This window comes from Stutzerimonas stutzeri (assembly GCF_038561965.1).
GTDB lineage: Bacteria > Pseudomonadota > Gammaproteobacteria > Pseudomonadales > Pseudomonadaceae > Stutzerimonas > Stutzerimonas stutzeri_AA.
Genome location: NZ_CP139348.1, coordinates 3,799,835 through 3,816,022, shown reverse-complemented (window position 1 = coordinate 3,816,022; position 16,188 = coordinate 3,799,835). Strand labels below are relative to the sequence as shown.

The window sequence follows — 16,188 nt, the reverse complement described above, 5'->3', positions numbered from 1 at the left end:
CGCGGAAGTGCGACTTGGTCGCGAGTGCCTTTTGCTGGTGCGTTTCGGCTGAGGTAGGGCGGCCTATCTGGCGGCTCTAAACTGAGCGATAGGAAGGTAGGATGGCTGTGCGGGTGGTCCGGCAGGTTCTCTTTGCGCTGAAATGACGCATGGCGCGCCTTATTTTTGTGCAGGAAAGACGCTGTTCAGGAACTACTCGGCCAGTTCGCATCGATTGCGACCGCTGCGCTTGGCACGTAGCAAGGCGACGTCAGCTCGGTTGATGGTGCTCGAGTATGTTTCGTCGGCGCGAAGCTCGGCGATGCCCATGCTGGCGGTCACGCCGAGCAAGTCATCGTTCACTCGTACGACTAGCGCTGCAATGCTGTCGCCAAGTCGGCGCATGACTGTTTTTGCCATTTCCGCACTGCTTTCCGGCATCACTATGAGGAATTCTTCACCGCCCCAGCGGCCACAGAGATCGTGCTCGCGTATTTCGGACTCCATCACCCGCACCACTTCTATCAACACGCGATCACCGACGTCATGGCCGTATTCGTCGTTGATAACCTTGAAACGGTCGATATCCAGCATGACTATCACCAGCGGTCGCGCATAGCGTTTGGCACGTTCGCTTTCCTCCCGCAGGCGCTCGGTCAGCAACCGGCGGTTGGCGATGCCGGTGAGTGAGTCCAAGGTCGATGCCTCGCGCAGGGAAGCGTTCAGATCTTGCATCATCATCTGGTAGCGGTCGGAGATGCGCGCGACTTTTTCCAGCTGCCGCAGCTGTTTGTCGAAACGCGCGGACAGGCTTTGCTCACGCTCGCGAGCGATGCTCTGGTAGCCGTCCGACACACGAGCGATGCGCTCGATTCGCCCGAGCAGGTCGTGGTGAGCCCCCCACAGTTGGCTCAAGGCCTCCTTAAGCGGATGGCCTTCGAACTGCGGATCGGCGAGGAGACTGGCTACCTCTTGCTCTAACGGCGATGGCCCACGCATATCGACCTTCTGTCAGTCGTGACTGAGTATGGAAAAGGGAAAGTTGCAGTCTTCCTTGAACTCTTCAGCCAGTTCTACCACGCGCTCGTTGCGTATGTCGTAGTACCAGTTGACTGCCACCTGACGGCCGTCCTGGAAGGCAGCTTCGAGCAGGTCGAAGATGTCCATCATCGCCTTGATGCTGCTGGTGTTCAGATACAGCAGGCGCAGCTCCAGGTTGAGCGGGTGTGTGGCCTCGCCGAGAAAACCTTCAATCCACTCATAGACCTGATGGAACAGCTCGTAGGAATTTTCGGGATAGGAGTCGCCCTGCATCGAGACGATGCCATTTTTCCAGTCGGACTGGATGGCGGGAGTGGACTGGCTGCCGGGGATTGAAAAATCGTTCATGGGAATGCTCTTGAGGTTCAGATGACGGCGCTCAGGCTGATGAAGGAAAGCTCATCGGAGACCGGCTGCAACGAGGCCTTGAGCGGCTCGCTGGATTTACGGGCGATATCGATCAGCCCGAGTCCGGCGCCGGTGGCCACATGTTCGTCGCGAGGCTTGCGTAGCTGTTCCTTGTACAGGGCCTTCAGCCCGGCCTTGTCCTTTCGGGCCAGTTCGGCGACGGCGGTGAGCAGCAGCTGGCCGTCCGCGGTTTCGATCAGGTTACCGGCCGAGACGACATACCGACCCTGATCGTCGCGGGACACTACGACCGTGGCTCCGGCCTGCTGATCGGACCAGTTCTTTATGCGGGTGTAGTGACGGATGTTCTGCGTCATCTCGATGTACACCGCGAAAACATCCATGGCCGAGGACGGATGCGCCTGATCCTCGCTCATGTAGTTGCGCAGCGCATTGCCGATTTCTTCGATCAGGCTGCGAGAGATTGGGCCGTTGAAGCACAGCATGATTTGTTGCTGGTTGTAGCATTCGCGCATCGCGAACATATCAATGGGGGCCATGGCCAACTCCCTGACTCAATCGAAACGGAAACATAACATCGTGATGTCATCGCGCTGCGGGAATTCACCCTGGTAGCGCGCTAACGCGAGGCTGAACGCTTCGCCCTGGTCAGCCAGAGGAAGCCGGGCGTGCTCGCGGATCATGCTGGCAAAGCGGCTGTTGCCGAAACCGTAGCCTTCGTCCCCGCCGGCTTGGTCGAGGAAGCCATCGGTGGTCATGTAGAAGGTACGTCCCGGCTGCAGCTCGACACTGGTGTTGCGGTATTCGCCAATCCGTTTATCGCCGATGGCGCGCCGCGCTGCCTTGATCTCGTGCACCTCTTCGCCATCGCAGTAGTAAAGCGCGATCTTGGCCCCGGAATAATGCACCTTGCGCTGGCGCAGATCGACATAGGCGAGGCCGATATCCATGTTGGTCGCCAGAGCATGGGAATCCCGCTCTTCACGAAGCATGCTACGCACGATCGAGTCCGTGCGCGACAGCGCCGCGGCCGGGTCTTCCACGCCGGTTGCGCCGAGGGCCTGGTCAATCGCTGCGTGGGCCAGCATGGTCATCAACGCGCCCGGTACGCCATGACCTGCGCAGTCGACCACGCCGAACAGGCAGCCATGCTCGTCGGCGCGATAGACGTAGAAATCGCCACCTACGACGTCCCGCGGTCGCCAAAGTACCGCATGCCGATCGCCCAGGGCGCTGACCAGCTGGCGGTTCGGCAGGATCGAGCGCTGAATGAGGCTCGCATAGTCGATCGAGTCGTCGATCTTCTTGTGGGCCGCGGCCATTTCCAGATTGGCCTGCTCCAGGTCGCGTGTACGCTCGCGCACGCGGTTTTCCAGTTCGTTGGTATGGCTGCGGACTTGCTGCGCCATGGCGCCGAAGGCGGCGCTGAGCTCGCCTATTTCGTCCTGGCGATGCAAGGGCAGCGGGGCGTCGTACTGCCCTGCGGCCAAGGCTTGGGCGCTGCGGCGCAGCTGACGCAGCGGTTTGAGCACGCGTTTCTCGACCAGCCAGGCGCCGCCACCGATCAGCAGCAGGAACAGCACCAGAAACAGGCCGATGGCTGGCAGTAGCGGACGTACCTCGACGACCTGGGCTGTGCCCAGATCCACGGAGCTTGCGACGAACCACTGCAGTTCGGGGATCCAGCTCAGCGCCAGCAGCCGGGGCGCACCGTCCAGAGTCACCCGCAGCGTGGCCACGGTACCTGGGTTCTCGCGGCTCTCGGCCATGGCCCGACGTACCGCCGAAGCCGCGCTGAGGTCGTCTAGCAGGCCGAGGATGCTGGTCGACAGAGAGCGTCCGCGAGCGGTTTCTGCGTTCAGGGTGACCAGGTTCTGATTAGGATGCACAAGGATGGAGCCGTAGGCGTCGAGCACCATCGACTCGACACCGACCTTGTTGGCCTCGATGAAGTCGTCGAGGAACGCTTGCAGGCTGATGCCGGAGCCGACCAGGCCAAGGCGGCGGTCGCCGTCGCGCACCTGTACGTTGAACCAGACTTTGAGTTCGCCAGTGACCACGGAGCGGTCGACGTTAATGGCGTAGGGGGTTCTGCTTTGTAGCGTCTGGAAAAACCACTCGTCACGCGAGTTGTCCGCGCTCATAACATAGCGAGGGACGTCGGAGGGTGTCTGGCCCGGCCCGTTGGAGTAGTAGCTGTTGCTCTGCGCCGAGGCGGCGAAGTAGGCGTGATCGCCGAATGCTTGTTGATAGCCGGCCGCTTCCTTGAAGAAAGTGGCGCGCTTGGTCGGGCTCTGCTCGTCATCCAGCCAGGCCAATGTCAGCTGCGAGGCGGCAAGCCGCTGGGCAAGCGCCAGTTCGCGCGAAACCGGGGCGAACAGGCGCTCGCGGTTAAGCTGCACCACATTGCGGGCATAGGCTTCGCCGAAGCGGCTTTGTACGCCGAGCAGTGCTTCACGACCAATGAAACCGGCAAAGACGAAAGCGAGAAGGCAGCTGAACAACAGGGCCAGCAGTGATTTGCCGCGCAGTCCAAGTGCCGCCATGCGATTCGTCCTTTGTCGGTCGCGAAGTCCGGCACAAGTGCCGAGCCGGCCGGACCAGATCAGTGATTATTATTGAGTCGCGGCATTGTGCCACTATTTGTAGGTGCTTTCTCTAGATACGCGAACGGAGCCCTCAGGGCTCCGTTCTTATTGCATGCCGCTTACTGTGCCAGCTTCTTGTACCTGACTCGGTGTGGCTGGGAGGCGGCGTCGCCGAGGCGCTTCTTACGATCGGCTTCGTACTCGGTGTAGTTGCCTTCGAAGAACACCACGCCGTCGTCCTCGTAGGACAGGATGTGCGTGGCGACGCGGTCGAGGAACCAGCGGTCGTGGGAAATCACGATGGCTGAGCCGGGGAAGTCCAGCAGTGCCTCTTCCAGCGAGCGGAGGGTTTCCACGTCGAGGTCGTTGGACGGTTCGTCGAGCAACAGCGTGTTGGCGCCCTGCTTGAGCGTGAGCGCCAGGTGCAGGCGTCCCCGTTCACCACCGGAAAGGTCCTTGACGAACTTCTGCTGGTCGGCGCCCTTGAAGTTGAAGCGCCCGACGTAACCGCGCGACGGCACCTCGTAGTTGCCGATCTTGATCTGGTCCAGTCCATCGGACACTGCTTCCCAGACCGTCTTGCCACCATCCAGATCGTCACGGCTCTGATCCACGCACGCCAGCTGCACGGTGTCGCCGATTTCGATGCTGCCGGAATCCGGGGTTTCCTTGCCCATCAGCATGCGGAACAGCGTCGACTTACCTGCACCGTTACCACCGATCACACCGACGATGGCGCCCTTGGGCACACTGAATGACAGATCTTCGACCAGTACGCGGTCGCCGTAGCCCTTGGTGACGTTATTGAAATCGATGACCTTGTCGCCCAGGCGCGGCCCGGCCGGGATGTAGATCTCGTTGGTCTCGGCGCGCTTCTGGAATTCCTGCGACTGCATTTCCTCGAAGCGCTGCAAGCGAGCCTTGGACTTGGACTGGCGGGCTTTTGCGCCTTTGCGCACCCATTCCAGTTCTTCCTTCATGGCCTTTTCATGGGCCGACTGCTGCTTGGATTCCTGCGCCAGGCGGGACGATTTCGCCTCCAGCCAGCCGGAATAGTTGCCTTCGTACGGGATGCCCGCGCCGCGGTCGAGTTCGAGAATCCAGCCGGCTACATTGTCGAGGAAGTAACGGTCGTGGGTAATCGCTACCACGGTGCCTGGGAAGTCGTGGAGGAAACGCTCCAGCCAGGCGACGGAATCGGCGTCCAGGTGGTTGGTCGGCTCGTCGAGCAGCAACATGTCCGGGGCGGACAGCAGCAGCCGGCACAGGGCCACGCGGCGCTTTTCACCACCGGAAAGGTGCTCGACCTTGGCGTCCCAGGCCGGCAGGCGCAGAGCGTCGGCAGCGACTTCCAGCTGGCGCTCCAGGTTGTGGCCGTCGGAAGCTTGCAGAATGGCCTCGAGCTTGGCCTGTTCGGCAGCCAGCGCATCGAAGTCGGCATCGGGCTCGGCATAAGCGGCGTAGACGGCATCCAGACGTGCCTGGGCGTCCTTGATCACGCCAACCGCTTCCTCGACGATCTCGCGGACGGTCTTTTCCGGGTCGAGCTGCGGCTCCTGCGGCAGGTAGCCGACATTGATGCCGGGCATTGCGCGGGCTTCACCGTCGAATTCAGTGTCGACGCCGGCCATGATGCGCAGCAGGGTGGATTTACCGGCGCCGTTCAGGCCGAGGACACCGATCTTGGCGCCTGGGAAGAACGACAGCGAGATGTTCTTGAGAATCTCACGCTTCGGCGGAACGACCTTGCTCAGCCGGTGCATGGTATAGACGTATTGAGCCATGGAAACGAATGCCCGTGACAGTGGTGAATGATGCCAGACCCTGGCTATGAAGGCCGAAAAACGGGTGGCATGGAAAGGGCGCAAAGCTACCCGAATGCACCGGTCAGGGCAAACCGGGGCCGAGTTCAGCGGCCGCTGCGTAAGCGCTCGCTGTTCATCTTGTGCATGACTATCGCTCATACCCGGGTTCCGGCGGATGAGGTAGAATCCGCGCCTCTTTATTACCGCCAGCTGATTCTCAGAGGACTGCCATGTTCAGCCGTGATTTGACCCTCGCCCGTTTCGACGCCGATCTGTTTGCTGCCATGGAGCAGGAAGCCAAGCGTCAGGAAGACCACATCGAGCTGATCGCCTCGGAGAACTACACCAGCCCGGCGGTGATGGAAGCCCAGGGTTCGGTATTGACCAACAAGTACGCCGAAGGCTATCCGGGCAAGCGCTACTACGGCGGTTGCGAGTACGTCGATGTGGTCGAGCAGCTGGCCATCGACCGTGCCAAGGAACTGTTCGGCGCCGACTATGCCAACGTCCAGCCGCACGCCGGTTCGCAGGCGAACAGCGCCGTTTACCTCGCCCTGCTGCAGGCCGGTGACACCATTCTCGGCATGAGCCTGGCCCACGGCGGTCACCTGACCCACGGCGCCAGCGTTTCCTCCTCCGGCAAGCTGTACAACGCCGTGCAGTACGGCATCAACGACCAAGGTCTGATCGACTATGACGAAGTCGAGCGCCTGGCCGTCGAGCACAAGCCGAAGATGATCGTCGCCGGTTTCTCTGCCTACTCGCAGAAGCTGGATTTCCCGCGTTTCCGTGAAATCGCCGACAAGGTCGGTGCCTACCTGTTCGTCGACATGGCCCACGTGGCCGGTCTGGTCGCCGCTGGCGTCTACCCGAACCCGGTTCCGTTTGCTGACGTGGTCACCACTACCACGCACAAGACCCTCCGCGGCCCGCGCGGCGGCCTGATCCTGGCGCGTGCCAACGCCGAGATCGAGAAGAAGCTGAACTCCGCGGTGTTCCCCGGTGCCCAGGGCGGCCCGCTGGAACATGTCATCGCCGCCAAGGCAGTGTGCTTCAAGGAAGCGCTGCAGCCCGAGTTCAAGACCTACCAGCAACAGGTCGTGAAGAATGCCCAAGCCATGGCGGACGTGTTCATCCAGCGCGGCTTCGACGTGGTGTCCGGTGGCACCCAGAACCACCTGTTCCTGCTCAGCCTGATCAAGCAGGACATCACCGGTAAGGACGCCGATGCGGCGCTGGGCAACGCCCACATCACTGTGAACAAGAACAGCGTGCCGAACGATCCGCGTTCCCCGTTCGTGACCTCTGGTCTGCGTATCGGTACTCCGGCCGTCACCACCCGTGGCTTCGGCGAGACCGAGTGCCGTGACCTGGCTGGCTGGATCTGCGACATTCTCGACAACATGGGCGACGAGTCGGTAATCGAAGCGGTCCGCGCCAAGGTCGAAGCGGTCTGCGCCAAGTTCCCGGTATACGGCAACTAACCGATCGAAAGCTGCATCGGAAAGCCCGCGAAAGCGGGCTTTTTGCTATCTGCCGCAGACATGCCGACGGCTTGATTCAGGTCGCCGCGGCAAAGGCTCTACGCGGTAGACTGCCGCCATCTGCCCCGTCTGGAGTTCGATGCATGTTCAAGCGCGCCACTGGAGTGATTCTGCCGCCGCCAGTCATTTACCTACTGTTTCTTGCGGCGGCCTGGTTGCTCGAATCGATAATGTCGATCGCGCTTCCGCACGGCATCTGGACGGATTACTTCGGCTGGGGGCTGATCGACGCGGGAATCCTGCTGATGCTCTGGGCCGGATTGCTCATGCTCTGGCGCAAGACCACGGTCAATCCTTACGGCAAGCCCGCCCGGCTGCTGGAAGAGGGGCCGTTTCGCTTCTCGCGCAACCCGATCTACCTGGCCGACAGCCTGATCTACTGCGGTATCGCGCTGCTGTGGGGCAGTTTGTGGCCGTGGCTGTTGTTGCCTGGGCTGATCTACAGCATGCAGCGTGGCGTGATTGTGCACGAGGAACGCCTGCTTACCCAGCTGTTCGGTACTGACTACCGGGCCTACTGTGGACGTGTCCGGCGCTGGTTGTGACGGCCAGGTGGGGTGTTGTTGTCCTATAGTGAACCCAGACTTCGCGGAGTGATTTCGATGAGTGAAAACCCAAGTGACCGCCGACGCTTCCAGCGCATCGAGTTCGACGCTGCGACCGAGCTGGTTCAGGGCGACCGCCGCTGGCCGGTTGAACTGCATGACCTGTCGCTGAAAGGCCTGCTGGTTCGCCGCCCGGAAGGCTGGGATGCCGACGCGGGGCAGCCGTTCGAGGCGCGTGTGCGGCTTGCCGACGATGCCGAGGTGCGCATGGAAGTGGCGATGACCCACGAAGAGGGCGATCTGATCGGTTTCGTCTGCCAGCACATCGATCTTGATTCGATCGCCCATCTGCGCCGTCTGGTCGAACTCAATCTGGGCGATGAAGCCCTGCTCGAACGTGAGTTGGCGGCATTGGGCGGCGAGTAGCGATCACTCGAACAGCGCGTCGAGCGCCTGTTCCAGACGCGTCACAGCAATGATCTGCAGGCCGGCAGGTGCCTCCTTCGGCGCATTGCCCTTGGGCACGATGGCGCGCTTGAAGCCGTGCTTGGCGGCTTCTTTCAGGCGTTCTTGACCACTCGGCACCGGGCGGATCTCGCCGGACAGGCCCACCTCACCGAAGACCAGCAGATCGGTATCCAGCGGGCGATTGCGCAAGCTGGAGATCACTGCAGCCATCAGCGCCAGGTCCGCCGCGGTTTCGAGCACTTTTACGCCGCCGACGACATTGATGAACACGTCCTGATCGTAGGTTGGGATGCTGCCGTGGCGATGCAGTACGGCCAGCAGCATGGCCAGGCGGTTCTGATCCAGACCCAGGGTGACGCGCCGCGGGTTGGCCAGGTGACTGGTGTCGACCAGTGCTTGCACTTCCACCAGCATCGGCCGGGTGCCTTCCCAGGTGGCCATGACCACGCTGCCGGGCACCGCTTCCTGCGCGCGGGTGAGGAAGATCGCCGAGGGGTTGGTCACCTCCTTCAGGCCCTTGTCGGTCATGCCGAATACACCCAGCTCGTTGATCGCACCAAATCGATTCTTCACCGCGCGCAGCAGGCGCAGGCGGCCATCCGACTCACCTTCGAAATAGAGCACCGTATCGACCATGTGCTCGAGCACCCGTGGGCCGGCCAGGGCGCCTTCCTTGGTCACATGACCGACCAAGAAGATCGCCGTACCGCTCTGCTTGGCGAAGCGCACCAGCAGCGCCGCGCTTTCACGCACCTGGGCGACACCGCCCGGCGCTGACTGTAACTGTTCGGTGAAAATCGTCTGGATCGAGTCGATCACCATGACCTTGGGCTTTTCCAGCCGCGCGGTGGCGATGATCGATTCGATGCAGGTCTCGGTCATCACCTTGAGCTTGTCCTGCGGAAGGTCCAGGCGGCGCGCGCGCATGGCCACCTGCTGCTGGGATTCTTCTCCGGTGACGTAGAGCGCGGGGTAGTGCTGGGCGATGGCGCAGAGGGTCTGTAGCAAGATGGTGGACTTGCCGATGCCTGGGTCGCCGCCGATCAGTACCACCGAGCCGTCCACCAACCCGCCGCCAAGTACGCGGTCCAACTCGCCGGAAGCGGTGGAGAAACGCGGTACTTCCTCGACGCTGACTTCGGCCAGCGTGCGAATGTTGGCCTGCTCGCCCGCCCAGCCGGCCCGCCCGGACGGCGGCGCAGCGCCCTCGATGATGGTTTCCACCAGGGTGTTCCAGGCGCTGCAGTCACCGCATTGACCGGCCCATTTCGGGAAGGTCGAACCGCATTCGGTGCAGCCATACATGCGCTTGGCCTTCGCCATTGGAAACTCCGGGTCTGATAGGTGGTGCCGCATGATAGCGGCTGACTTGATTGCCATCAGCCACAAGCGGCGAGGCAACGGCCAGACTGTAAACAAATCGAACAGGAGTGAGCGCCATGCGGCATCTGTTGTTTCTGCATCTGCTGGGTGCCAGTGTCTGGGTTGGCGGCCATCTGGTGCTTTTGTTTGGCGTACTGCCAAAGGCGTTGCGTCAGCGCGATCCACAACCGGTACGCCAGTTCGAGCAACTCTACGAGCGCATCGGGATTCCTGCGTTGCTGGTGCAGATCGTCAGTGGGCTCTGGCTGGCGAGCCTCTGGCTGCCATACACCCAATGGTTTGATTCCTCACCTTTGGCTCACCTGGTGCAGGCGAAGCTGGTGCTGCTCGGCGCGACCGCGCTGCTCGGTGCTCATGCACGGCTGGCGCTGATCCCACGGCTCGATGCGCAGCGCTTGCCGCAACTGGGGCTGCATATCGTGCTGATCACCCTGACCGCCGTTGCATTTGTCTGGGTCGGCTCGGGCTTCCGCTTCGGCGGGTTGTTCTAGGCAGCCAGACAGCAAGAAGCCCGCGCATGGCGGGCTTCTTTTCGCTCGTAGGCGCTGTCAGCCGCAGCAACCGCCGCAGCAGCTACCGGAAGCGCGCTTGAGGTCGCGCGCGATATCGTCCTTCATGGTCACGCGTTCCTGCTTGAGGGCATTGAGCGCGCTGTCATCGAGGGTTTCGACACCGTCTTCGACGCGGCAGATGCGCTTGTCGAGCGCTTCGTATTCTTCAGCCTTGCGGGCAAATCCCGGATCTTCCTGACGCAGCTTCTGTAGCTGCTCGCGTTTCTCTGGGAAGTCCTTGATCAATGGGTGATGTTCGACGTGCATGGGGACCGCTCCGGTTTGTCAGGAAGGCCCGTACCTTAGTCTCGATCTACCAGGATCCGGTTGACGGCGATCAAGCGAACCTCATTCGCATTGGCCGGTCGATGAAAGGCGTTCCGCCTTGGCCTGCACCGCCAAGGCCGCCTATGCTCTACCCCGGCATTTGCCAGCAGTCCGCGGCTAAGTCGCGGCCCCGCCAGTCACCGACAAAGGAAGCGATGCGTATGAGTCTGATCAATGAGTTCAAGACGTTTGCCGTGCGCGGCAACGTGGTCGACATGGCTGTGGGGATTGTTATCGGTGCCGCGTTCGGCAAGATCGTCTCGTCGTTCGTCGACGGCGTGATCATGCCCCCGCTGGGGCTGCTCATCGGTGGAGTGGATTTCTCCGATCTGGCGGTCGTGCTGAAGGAGGCGGCAGGGGATGCGCCGGCGGTGCTGCTGCGGTACGGGTCGTTCATTCAGACCGTGGTGGACTTCCTGATCATTGCCTTTGCCATTTTCATGGCGATCAAGGCGATCAATCATCTCAAGCGCAAGGAGGCTGAAGCGCCATCCGCTCCGCCTGCGCCGTCCAAGGAAGAGTTGTTGCTGACGGAGATTCGTGACTTGCTCAGGGAGCAGAAGGGCAGCTGAGAAGGCTTTGTAGAAGCTGGAATGCGACCCGGCGGCAAGCGCCGGGTCGCCAGACGATCACTCTGGCTTCGGAGTGCTCGCAGTGCTGGCGGGCAGCACGGGATAAGCCACTTGGGGCTGGTCGCCGGTCACGCTATGCAGGAACGCGGTAATGGCGCTGACTTCGTCCTCTTTGAGCTGACGGCCCAGTTGGCTGTCGCCCATGATCGCAACCGCTTGCTCAAGCTCCCAAACCTCGCCGCTGTGGAAGTAAGGCGGGGTCAGCGCGACGTTACGCAACGGCGCAGCGCGGAAGACGTATTCGTCGCTCGCCGTGTTGGTCACGGTGAAGCGGCCCTTGTCGCCCGCCGGTAGTACTTCCGCGCCCGGCTTCTTGACGACGCCGAAGGGGAAGTAGCCCTGGCCACCCAGGTTCACGCCGTTGTGACAGGAAGAGCAGCCAGCGTCCATGAACAGCGCCAGGCCTTGTTTCTGCTTGTCGTTCAGCGCCTTGTCCTCACCCTTGAGGAAGCGGTCAAACGGCGAGTTGGGAGTTGTCAGGCTGACTTCGAAGGCTTCAAGCGCATAGGCCATGTTGTCGAAGCTGACCGGCTCCTTGTCCTTGGGGAAGGCCTTTTTGAACTCGGCGGCGTACTCCGGAATGCTGTTGAGCGTGGCGACAACGCGCTCGGGCGTGCTGTTCATTTCCACGCTGGCCTGAACCGGACCCTTGGCCTGCTCTTGCAGGTCTTTGGCGCGGCCATCCCAGAACTGGGCGGCATTGAACACCGCGTTCAGCACGGTGGGCGAGTTGCGTGGGCCCTTCTGCCAGCCGTGACCAATGGAGGTTGGCACGTTGTCGCTGCCGCCAATGCTCAGGTTATGGCAGGTGTTGCAGCTGATGACGTGGCTGCTGGACAGGCGTGGGTCGAACCACAACTTATGGCCAAGCATTGCCTGGTCTTCGCTGACTTTTTCGCCACGGACTTCAGTGACCTTGTCTGGAATGGGCTTGAAGATGGCGTTGGCGCGCTCACGCAGCTCATCGGCGTTCGCTGCGCCGCTAAAAATTAGGCTGCTAAGCAATAGGGGAATAGAGGGGCGCATCACGGAAGCTCCTTATTGTGTTGGCTGGCTTTAGGAGGCGCCTTTTCGTCAAGCGACCGCTTGACCTGTATCAAGAGCGCTAGGCCTAACTGGCTCGATCAAATGTATCTGATTGTGTCGTGCCGGATGGCGGCGGGATTCTCCGGTCCTGCCAGACTGGCAATAGAGGGTCGAGAACTGTTGTCGACGCTGGGTGCCAGCCTTGCGGCGCGGCCGAGGCAGCGCCAGAATGGCGGCATCAATCGTGGCCATAGGCGCCACTCCAGCAAGGATTCCCGATGCCTGAACCTGTCGCTGCCGGCTTGCGCCTGGCACCCGATGCGCTGACCCGTCCCTTCGAGCCCAGCCAATTCAATTTCAATACCACTGCCGAACTCGAGCCGTTTCTCGGCGTGCTCGGGCAGGAGCGTGCGGTCGAGGCGTTGCAGTTCGGCGTGGCGATGCCGCGCCCCGGCTACAACGTCTATGTGATGGGTGAGCCGGGCACCGGACGTTTCTCCTTCGTGCGGCGCTACCTCAGGGCCGAAGGCAAGCGGCTGGCTACGCCGTCGGACTGGGTTTACGTGAACAACTTCGACGAGCCTCGCGAGCCGCGGGTACTGGAGCTGCCAAACGGTGGTGCAGCGGCCTTCATCGTCGACATCAATCAACTGATCGACAACCTGCTGGCCACCTTCCCGGCGGTATTCGAGCATCCAAGCTTCCAGCAGAAGAAGAGCGCCATCGACCGCAACTTCAACCAGCGCTACGACAAGGCGCTGGATGTGATCGAGAAGCTGGCGCTGGAAAAGGAGATCGCCCTTTACCGCGACAGCAGCAATATCGCCTTCACGCCGATGAAGGAAGGCAAGGCGCTGGACGAAACGGAGTTTGCTCAGCTGCCCGAGGCCGAGCGCGAGCGTTATCACGAAGACATTTCTGCGTTGGAAGTGCGCCTGAACGAAGAGTTGGCCAGCCTGCCGCAATGGAAACGCGAGTCGACCAACCAGCTGCGCCAGCTGAACGACGAAACCATCAGCCAGGCATTGCAGCCGCTGCTCGCACCTCTGTCGGAAAAGTATGCCGAGAACGCCGGCATCGAAGCCTATCTGCAGGCGGTGCAGGTCAATCTGCTGAAGACCGTGGTCGAGCAGCTGGTGGATGAGAATCGACCGGAAGCGCAGAACCGCGTGCTGCTCGAAGAGCAGTACAGCCCGAGCCTGGTGGTTGGCCATCCGGTCGATGGCGGCGCACCGGTAGTGTTCGAGCCGCACCCGACTTACGACAACCTGTTCGGCCGCATCGAATACAACACCGATCAGGGCGCGCTCTATACCAGCTACCGGCAGTTGCGGCCCGGCGCGTTGCACCGTGCCAATGGCGGCTTCCTGATGTTGGAGGCAGAGAAGCTGCTCAGTGAACCCTTCGTCTGGGAAGCGCTCAAGCGTGCCCTGCAGTCTCGCAAGCTGAAAATGGAGTCACCGCTGGCCGAACTCGGCCGCCTGGCTACCGTGACGCTGACACCGCAGGTCATTCCGCTGCATGTGAAAGTCATCATCATCGGCTCGCGCCAGCTCTATTACACGCTGCAGGACCTGGATCCGGATTTCCAGGAGATGTTCCGTGTGCTGGTCGACTTCGACGAGGACATCCCGCTGGCCGAGGACAGCCTCGAGCAGTTCGCTCAACTGATGAAGACCCGTACCTCGGAAGAAGGCATGGCGCCGCTCACGGCCGCCGCTGTCGCACGCCTGGCGACCTACAGCGCGCGCCTTGCCGAACACCAGGGGCGTTTGTCGGCACGCATCGGCGATCTGTTCCAGTTGGTCAGCGAGGCTGATTTCATGCGCCAGCTGGCCAAGGATGAGGTCACTGATGTCGGCCATATCGAGCGTGCACTCAAGGCCAAGGCCACTCGTACGGGTCGTGTTTCGGCGCGGATTCTTGAAGACATTCTGGCCGGTGTGATTCTGATCGACAGCGAAGGTGCTGCCATCGGCAAGTGCAACGGGCTGACGGTGCTGGAGGTAGGTGATTCGGCCTTCGGTATGCCGGCGCGAATTTCCGCGACTGTTTACCCCGGCGGTTCGGGCATTGTCGATATCGAGCGCGAGGTCAATCTCGGCCAGCCGATCCACTCCAAAGGGGTGATGATCCTCACCGGTTATCTGGGCAGCCGCTACGCGCAAGAGTTTCCGCTCGAGATCTCGGCCAGCATTGCGCTTGAGCAGTCCTACGGCTACGTCGATGGCGACAGTGCTTCGCTCGGCGAATGTTGTGCGCTGATCTCCGGGCTTTCGCGCACGCCGCTCAAGCAGTGTTTCGCCATCACCGGCTCGATCAACCAGTTTGGTGAGGTGCAGGCGGTCGGAGGAGTGAACGAGAAGATCGAGGGCTTCTTCCGCCTCTGTGAAGCGCGCGGATTGACCGGCGAACAAGGCGTGATCATCCCGTTTGCCAACGTGACCACGCTGATGCTCGATGAGCGCGTGCTCGACGCCGTGCGCCAGCAGCGATTCCACGTCTATGCTGTAAAGCAGGTGGACGAGGCGCTGTCGCTGCTGGTGGGAGAGGATGTCGGCGCCGCCAACGACCAAGGGCATTTCCCCAAGGGCAGCGTCAACGCCCGGGTGGTCGAGCGGCTGCGTGATATCGCCGAAATCGAGATGGAAGAGGAAACAAAGAGCGACTCGGCAGTAACAGAAACTGCTGCATCCGAATCCGGCGGGGGCAATTAGCACTCGCCATTGTGCGGTTTTTGAACGGAACGATAGCGCGCGCGGCGGGTCTGCAGTGGAGGAGGGCATCCACCCTCCATCCACAGGATTATCCACAGCTTCAGGGGATAAACAGGCTCTCGCGCTACGTCCGCACAGGATGTTCCCGCGTCAGCCCGACGCGAGGACTGCCGTCATGCCACACAACCTTTGCCTGAACCGCCAGTGCCTAGGCCTGGTCACCCGAATCGAATGCGTGATACGCCCTCTTGCCGGCGGCAACGGACTGTGGACGTTGCTTTGTGCGGCCGGTCTGGCGGACGGACAACCCACTGCGATCAAGGTCCAGGGCCCATTCCGCGGGCCTGCCATGGCTGAGTCGGTGCTCGCTGCGATCGCCGACAATCTGATGGGGCAGGGGTATTGCGAGTCGGATGACCCCTCCATCTGGCAGCTGCACATGCAGGCCGAACTGCGCCGAGTGAACGCCAATCAAGCTCGATTTCTGGCTGGCTGGGAGTCGCGGCCCTAGGCCATCCGCTGCGCCGGCTGCTCGGTAATGAGCCGCTAGCTCCTAGGCTTTGCCGGTGCCGGCCAGTTTCTTATCCACACGTGCAAAGCCAGTCTCCTGCCCGCCTTGGTGAGCCCGATGTGGCTGCGTATACTCGCGCCCTCGTCATTTCCCGCTGTGAGATCCTATGGAGCGCATCCTCGAAAATGCCATGTACGCCGCGCGCTGGCTGCTGGCTCCCATCTACTTCGGTCTGGCGTTCGCTCTGCTGGCATTGGCGATCAAGTTCTTCCAGGAAATCTTCCATATCCTGCCGACGATTCTTGCTATCAGCGAAGCGGATCTTGTGCTGACGCTGCTGTCGCTGATTGATATGGCGCTAGTTGGCGGTCTGCTGGTGATGGTGATGATTTCCGGCTACGAGAACTTCGTTTCGCAGCTGGATGTGGCTGAAGGCAAGGAGAAACTCGACTGGCTCGGCAAGATGGACTCCAGCTCCCTGAAGTTGAAGGTCGCCGCGTCGATCGTGGCGATTTCCTCGATTCATCTGCTGCGCATGTTCATGGACGTCCAGCAGATCAATAGCGACAAGCTCATGTGGTACGTGATCATCCACCTGACGTTCGTGGTTTCCGCATTCGCCATGGGTTACATGGACAAGCTCACCAAGCATTGACCACAGCGCGCCACCTGCGCTGTTGGGCATGCAGGCGAGTTGCCTTG

At 61.5% G+C, this 16,188-nt stretch carries 16 protein-coding genes; 8 read left to right on the top strand and 8 right to left on the bottom strand.

The features are described from left to right. Nucleotides 1–192: 192 nt before the first annotated feature. From siaD to ettA, 5 genes are all read right to left on the bottom strand, one after another. On the bottom strand, nucleotides 193–978 hold the full coding sequence (siaD, locus tag SM130_RS17610; protein WP_102824777.1) for a biofilm regulation diguanylate cyclase SiaD: 786 nt from the start codon (nucleotides 976–978) through the stop codon (nucleotides 193–195). Between the two features lie 12 nt (nucleotides 979–990). Beyond that, nucleotides 991–1,368, bottom strand: coding sequence for a biofilm regulation phosphoprotein SiaC (gene siaC / locus SM130_RS17605; protein ID WP_102824778.1), 378 nt, complete (start codon nucleotides 1,366–1,368; stop codon nucleotides 991–993). A gap of 17 nt (nucleotides 1,369–1,385) precedes the next feature. Continuing rightward, entirely contained in the window at nucleotides 1,386–1,928 is a 543-nt protein-coding gene (gene siaB, locus SM130_RS17600) for a biofilm regulation protein kinase SiaB (RefSeq protein WP_102824779.1), read from the bottom strand. A 15-nt stretch (nucleotides 1,929–1,943) separates the two neighbouring features. After that, nucleotides 1,944–3,935, bottom strand: coding sequence for a biofilm regulation protein phosphatase SiaA (siaA, locus tag SM130_RS17595; RefSeq protein WP_102824780.1), 1,992 nt, complete (start codon nucleotides 3,933–3,935; stop codon nucleotides 1,944–1,946). Between the two features lie 161 nt (nucleotides 3,936–4,096). Then, entirely contained in the window at nucleotides 4,097–5,761 is a 1,665-nt protein-coding gene (gene ettA / locus SM130_RS17590; RefSeq protein WP_102824781.1) for an energy-dependent translational throttle protein EttA, read from the bottom strand. A gap of 251 nt (nucleotides 5,762–6,012) precedes the next feature. Here ettA and glyA point away from each other — a divergent pair, with 251 nt between their 5' ends. The 3 genes from glyA (at nucleotide 6,013) to SM130_RS17575 (ending at nucleotide 8,297) form a co-directional block, all read left to right on the top strand. Then, nucleotides 6,013–7,266, top strand: coding sequence for a serine hydroxymethyltransferase (gene glyA / locus SM130_RS17585; protein WP_102824782.1), 1,254 nt, complete (start codon nucleotides 6,013–6,015; stop codon nucleotides 7,264–7,266). A 143-nt stretch (nucleotides 7,267–7,409) separates the two neighbouring features. Then, the gene (locus tag SM130_RS17580; RefSeq protein ID WP_102824783.1) at nucleotides 7,410–7,871 is read left to right on the top strand and encodes a methyltransferase family protein; all 462 of its coding nucleotides are present in this window, start codon (nucleotides 7,410–7,412) and stop codon (nucleotides 7,869–7,871) included. A gap of 57 nt (nucleotides 7,872–7,928) precedes the next feature. Then, nucleotides 7,929–8,297, top strand: a complete 369-nt coding sequence (locus SM130_RS17575; protein ID WP_102824784.1) for a PilZ domain-containing protein — start codon at nucleotides 7,929–7,931, stop codon at nucleotides 8,295–8,297. A gap of 3 nt (nucleotides 8,298–8,300) precedes the next feature. On the opposite strand, the gene radA is transcribed toward SM130_RS17575, so the two are convergent. Then, entirely contained in the window at nucleotides 8,301–9,662 is a 1,362-nt protein-coding gene (gene radA / locus SM130_RS17570; RefSeq protein ID WP_102824785.1) for a DNA repair protein RadA, read from the bottom strand. A gap of 116 nt (nucleotides 9,663–9,778) precedes the next feature. Between radA and SM130_RS17565 the strand changes: the two genes are divergently transcribed. Then, on the top strand, nucleotides 9,779–10,213 hold the full coding sequence (locus tag SM130_RS17565) for a CopD family protein (protein ID WP_102824786.1): 435 nt from the start codon (nucleotides 9,779–9,781) through the stop codon (nucleotides 10,211–10,213). A gap of 57 nt (nucleotides 10,214–10,270) precedes the next feature. Here the strand turns inward: SM130_RS17565 and SM130_RS17560 are convergent, their stop codons facing one another. Next, entirely contained in the window at nucleotides 10,271–10,540 is a 270-nt protein-coding gene (locus SM130_RS17560) for a YdcH family protein (RefSeq protein ID WP_102824787.1), read from the bottom strand. A 221-nt stretch (nucleotides 10,541–10,761) separates the two neighbouring features. On the opposite strand from SM130_RS17560, the gene mscL reads away from it, so the two are divergent. Continuing rightward, entirely contained in the window at nucleotides 10,762–11,172 is a 411-nt protein-coding gene (mscL, locus tag SM130_RS17555) for a large-conductance mechanosensitive channel protein MscL (protein WP_102824788.1), read from the top strand. 57 nt (nucleotides 11,173–11,229) lie between these two features. Here the strand turns inward: mscL and SM130_RS17550 are convergent, their stop codons facing one another. Next, nucleotides 11,230–12,258, bottom strand: a complete 1,029-nt coding sequence (locus SM130_RS17550; protein ID WP_102824789.1) for a cytochrome-c peroxidase — start codon at nucleotides 12,256–12,258, stop codon at nucleotides 11,230–11,232. Between the two features lie 278 nt (nucleotides 12,259–12,536). On the opposite strand from SM130_RS17550, the gene SM130_RS17545 reads away from it, so the two are divergent. The 3 genes from SM130_RS17545 to SM130_RS17535 all read left to right on the top strand — a co-directional run bounded on the left by SM130_RS17545 (nucleotide 12,537) and on the right by SM130_RS17535 (nucleotide 16,141). After that, on the top strand, nucleotides 12,537–14,975 hold the full coding sequence (locus tag SM130_RS17545) for a Lon protease family protein (RefSeq protein WP_102824790.1): 2,439 nt from the start codon (nucleotides 12,537–12,539) through the stop codon (nucleotides 14,973–14,975). Nucleotides 14,976–15,150: 175 nt separating this feature from the next. Then, the gene (locus tag SM130_RS17540; RefSeq protein WP_102824791.1) at nucleotides 15,151–15,486 is read left to right on the top strand and encodes a hypothetical protein; all 336 of its coding nucleotides are present in this window, start codon (nucleotides 15,151–15,153) and stop codon (nucleotides 15,484–15,486) included. A gap of 166 nt (nucleotides 15,487–15,652) precedes the next feature. Next, complete coding sequence (locus SM130_RS17535; protein WP_102824792.1) at nucleotides 15,653–16,141, top strand: TIGR00645 family protein; 489 nt, start codon at nucleotides 15,653–15,655, stop codon at nucleotides 16,139–16,141. Nucleotides 16,142–16,188: the final 47 nt, after the last annotated feature.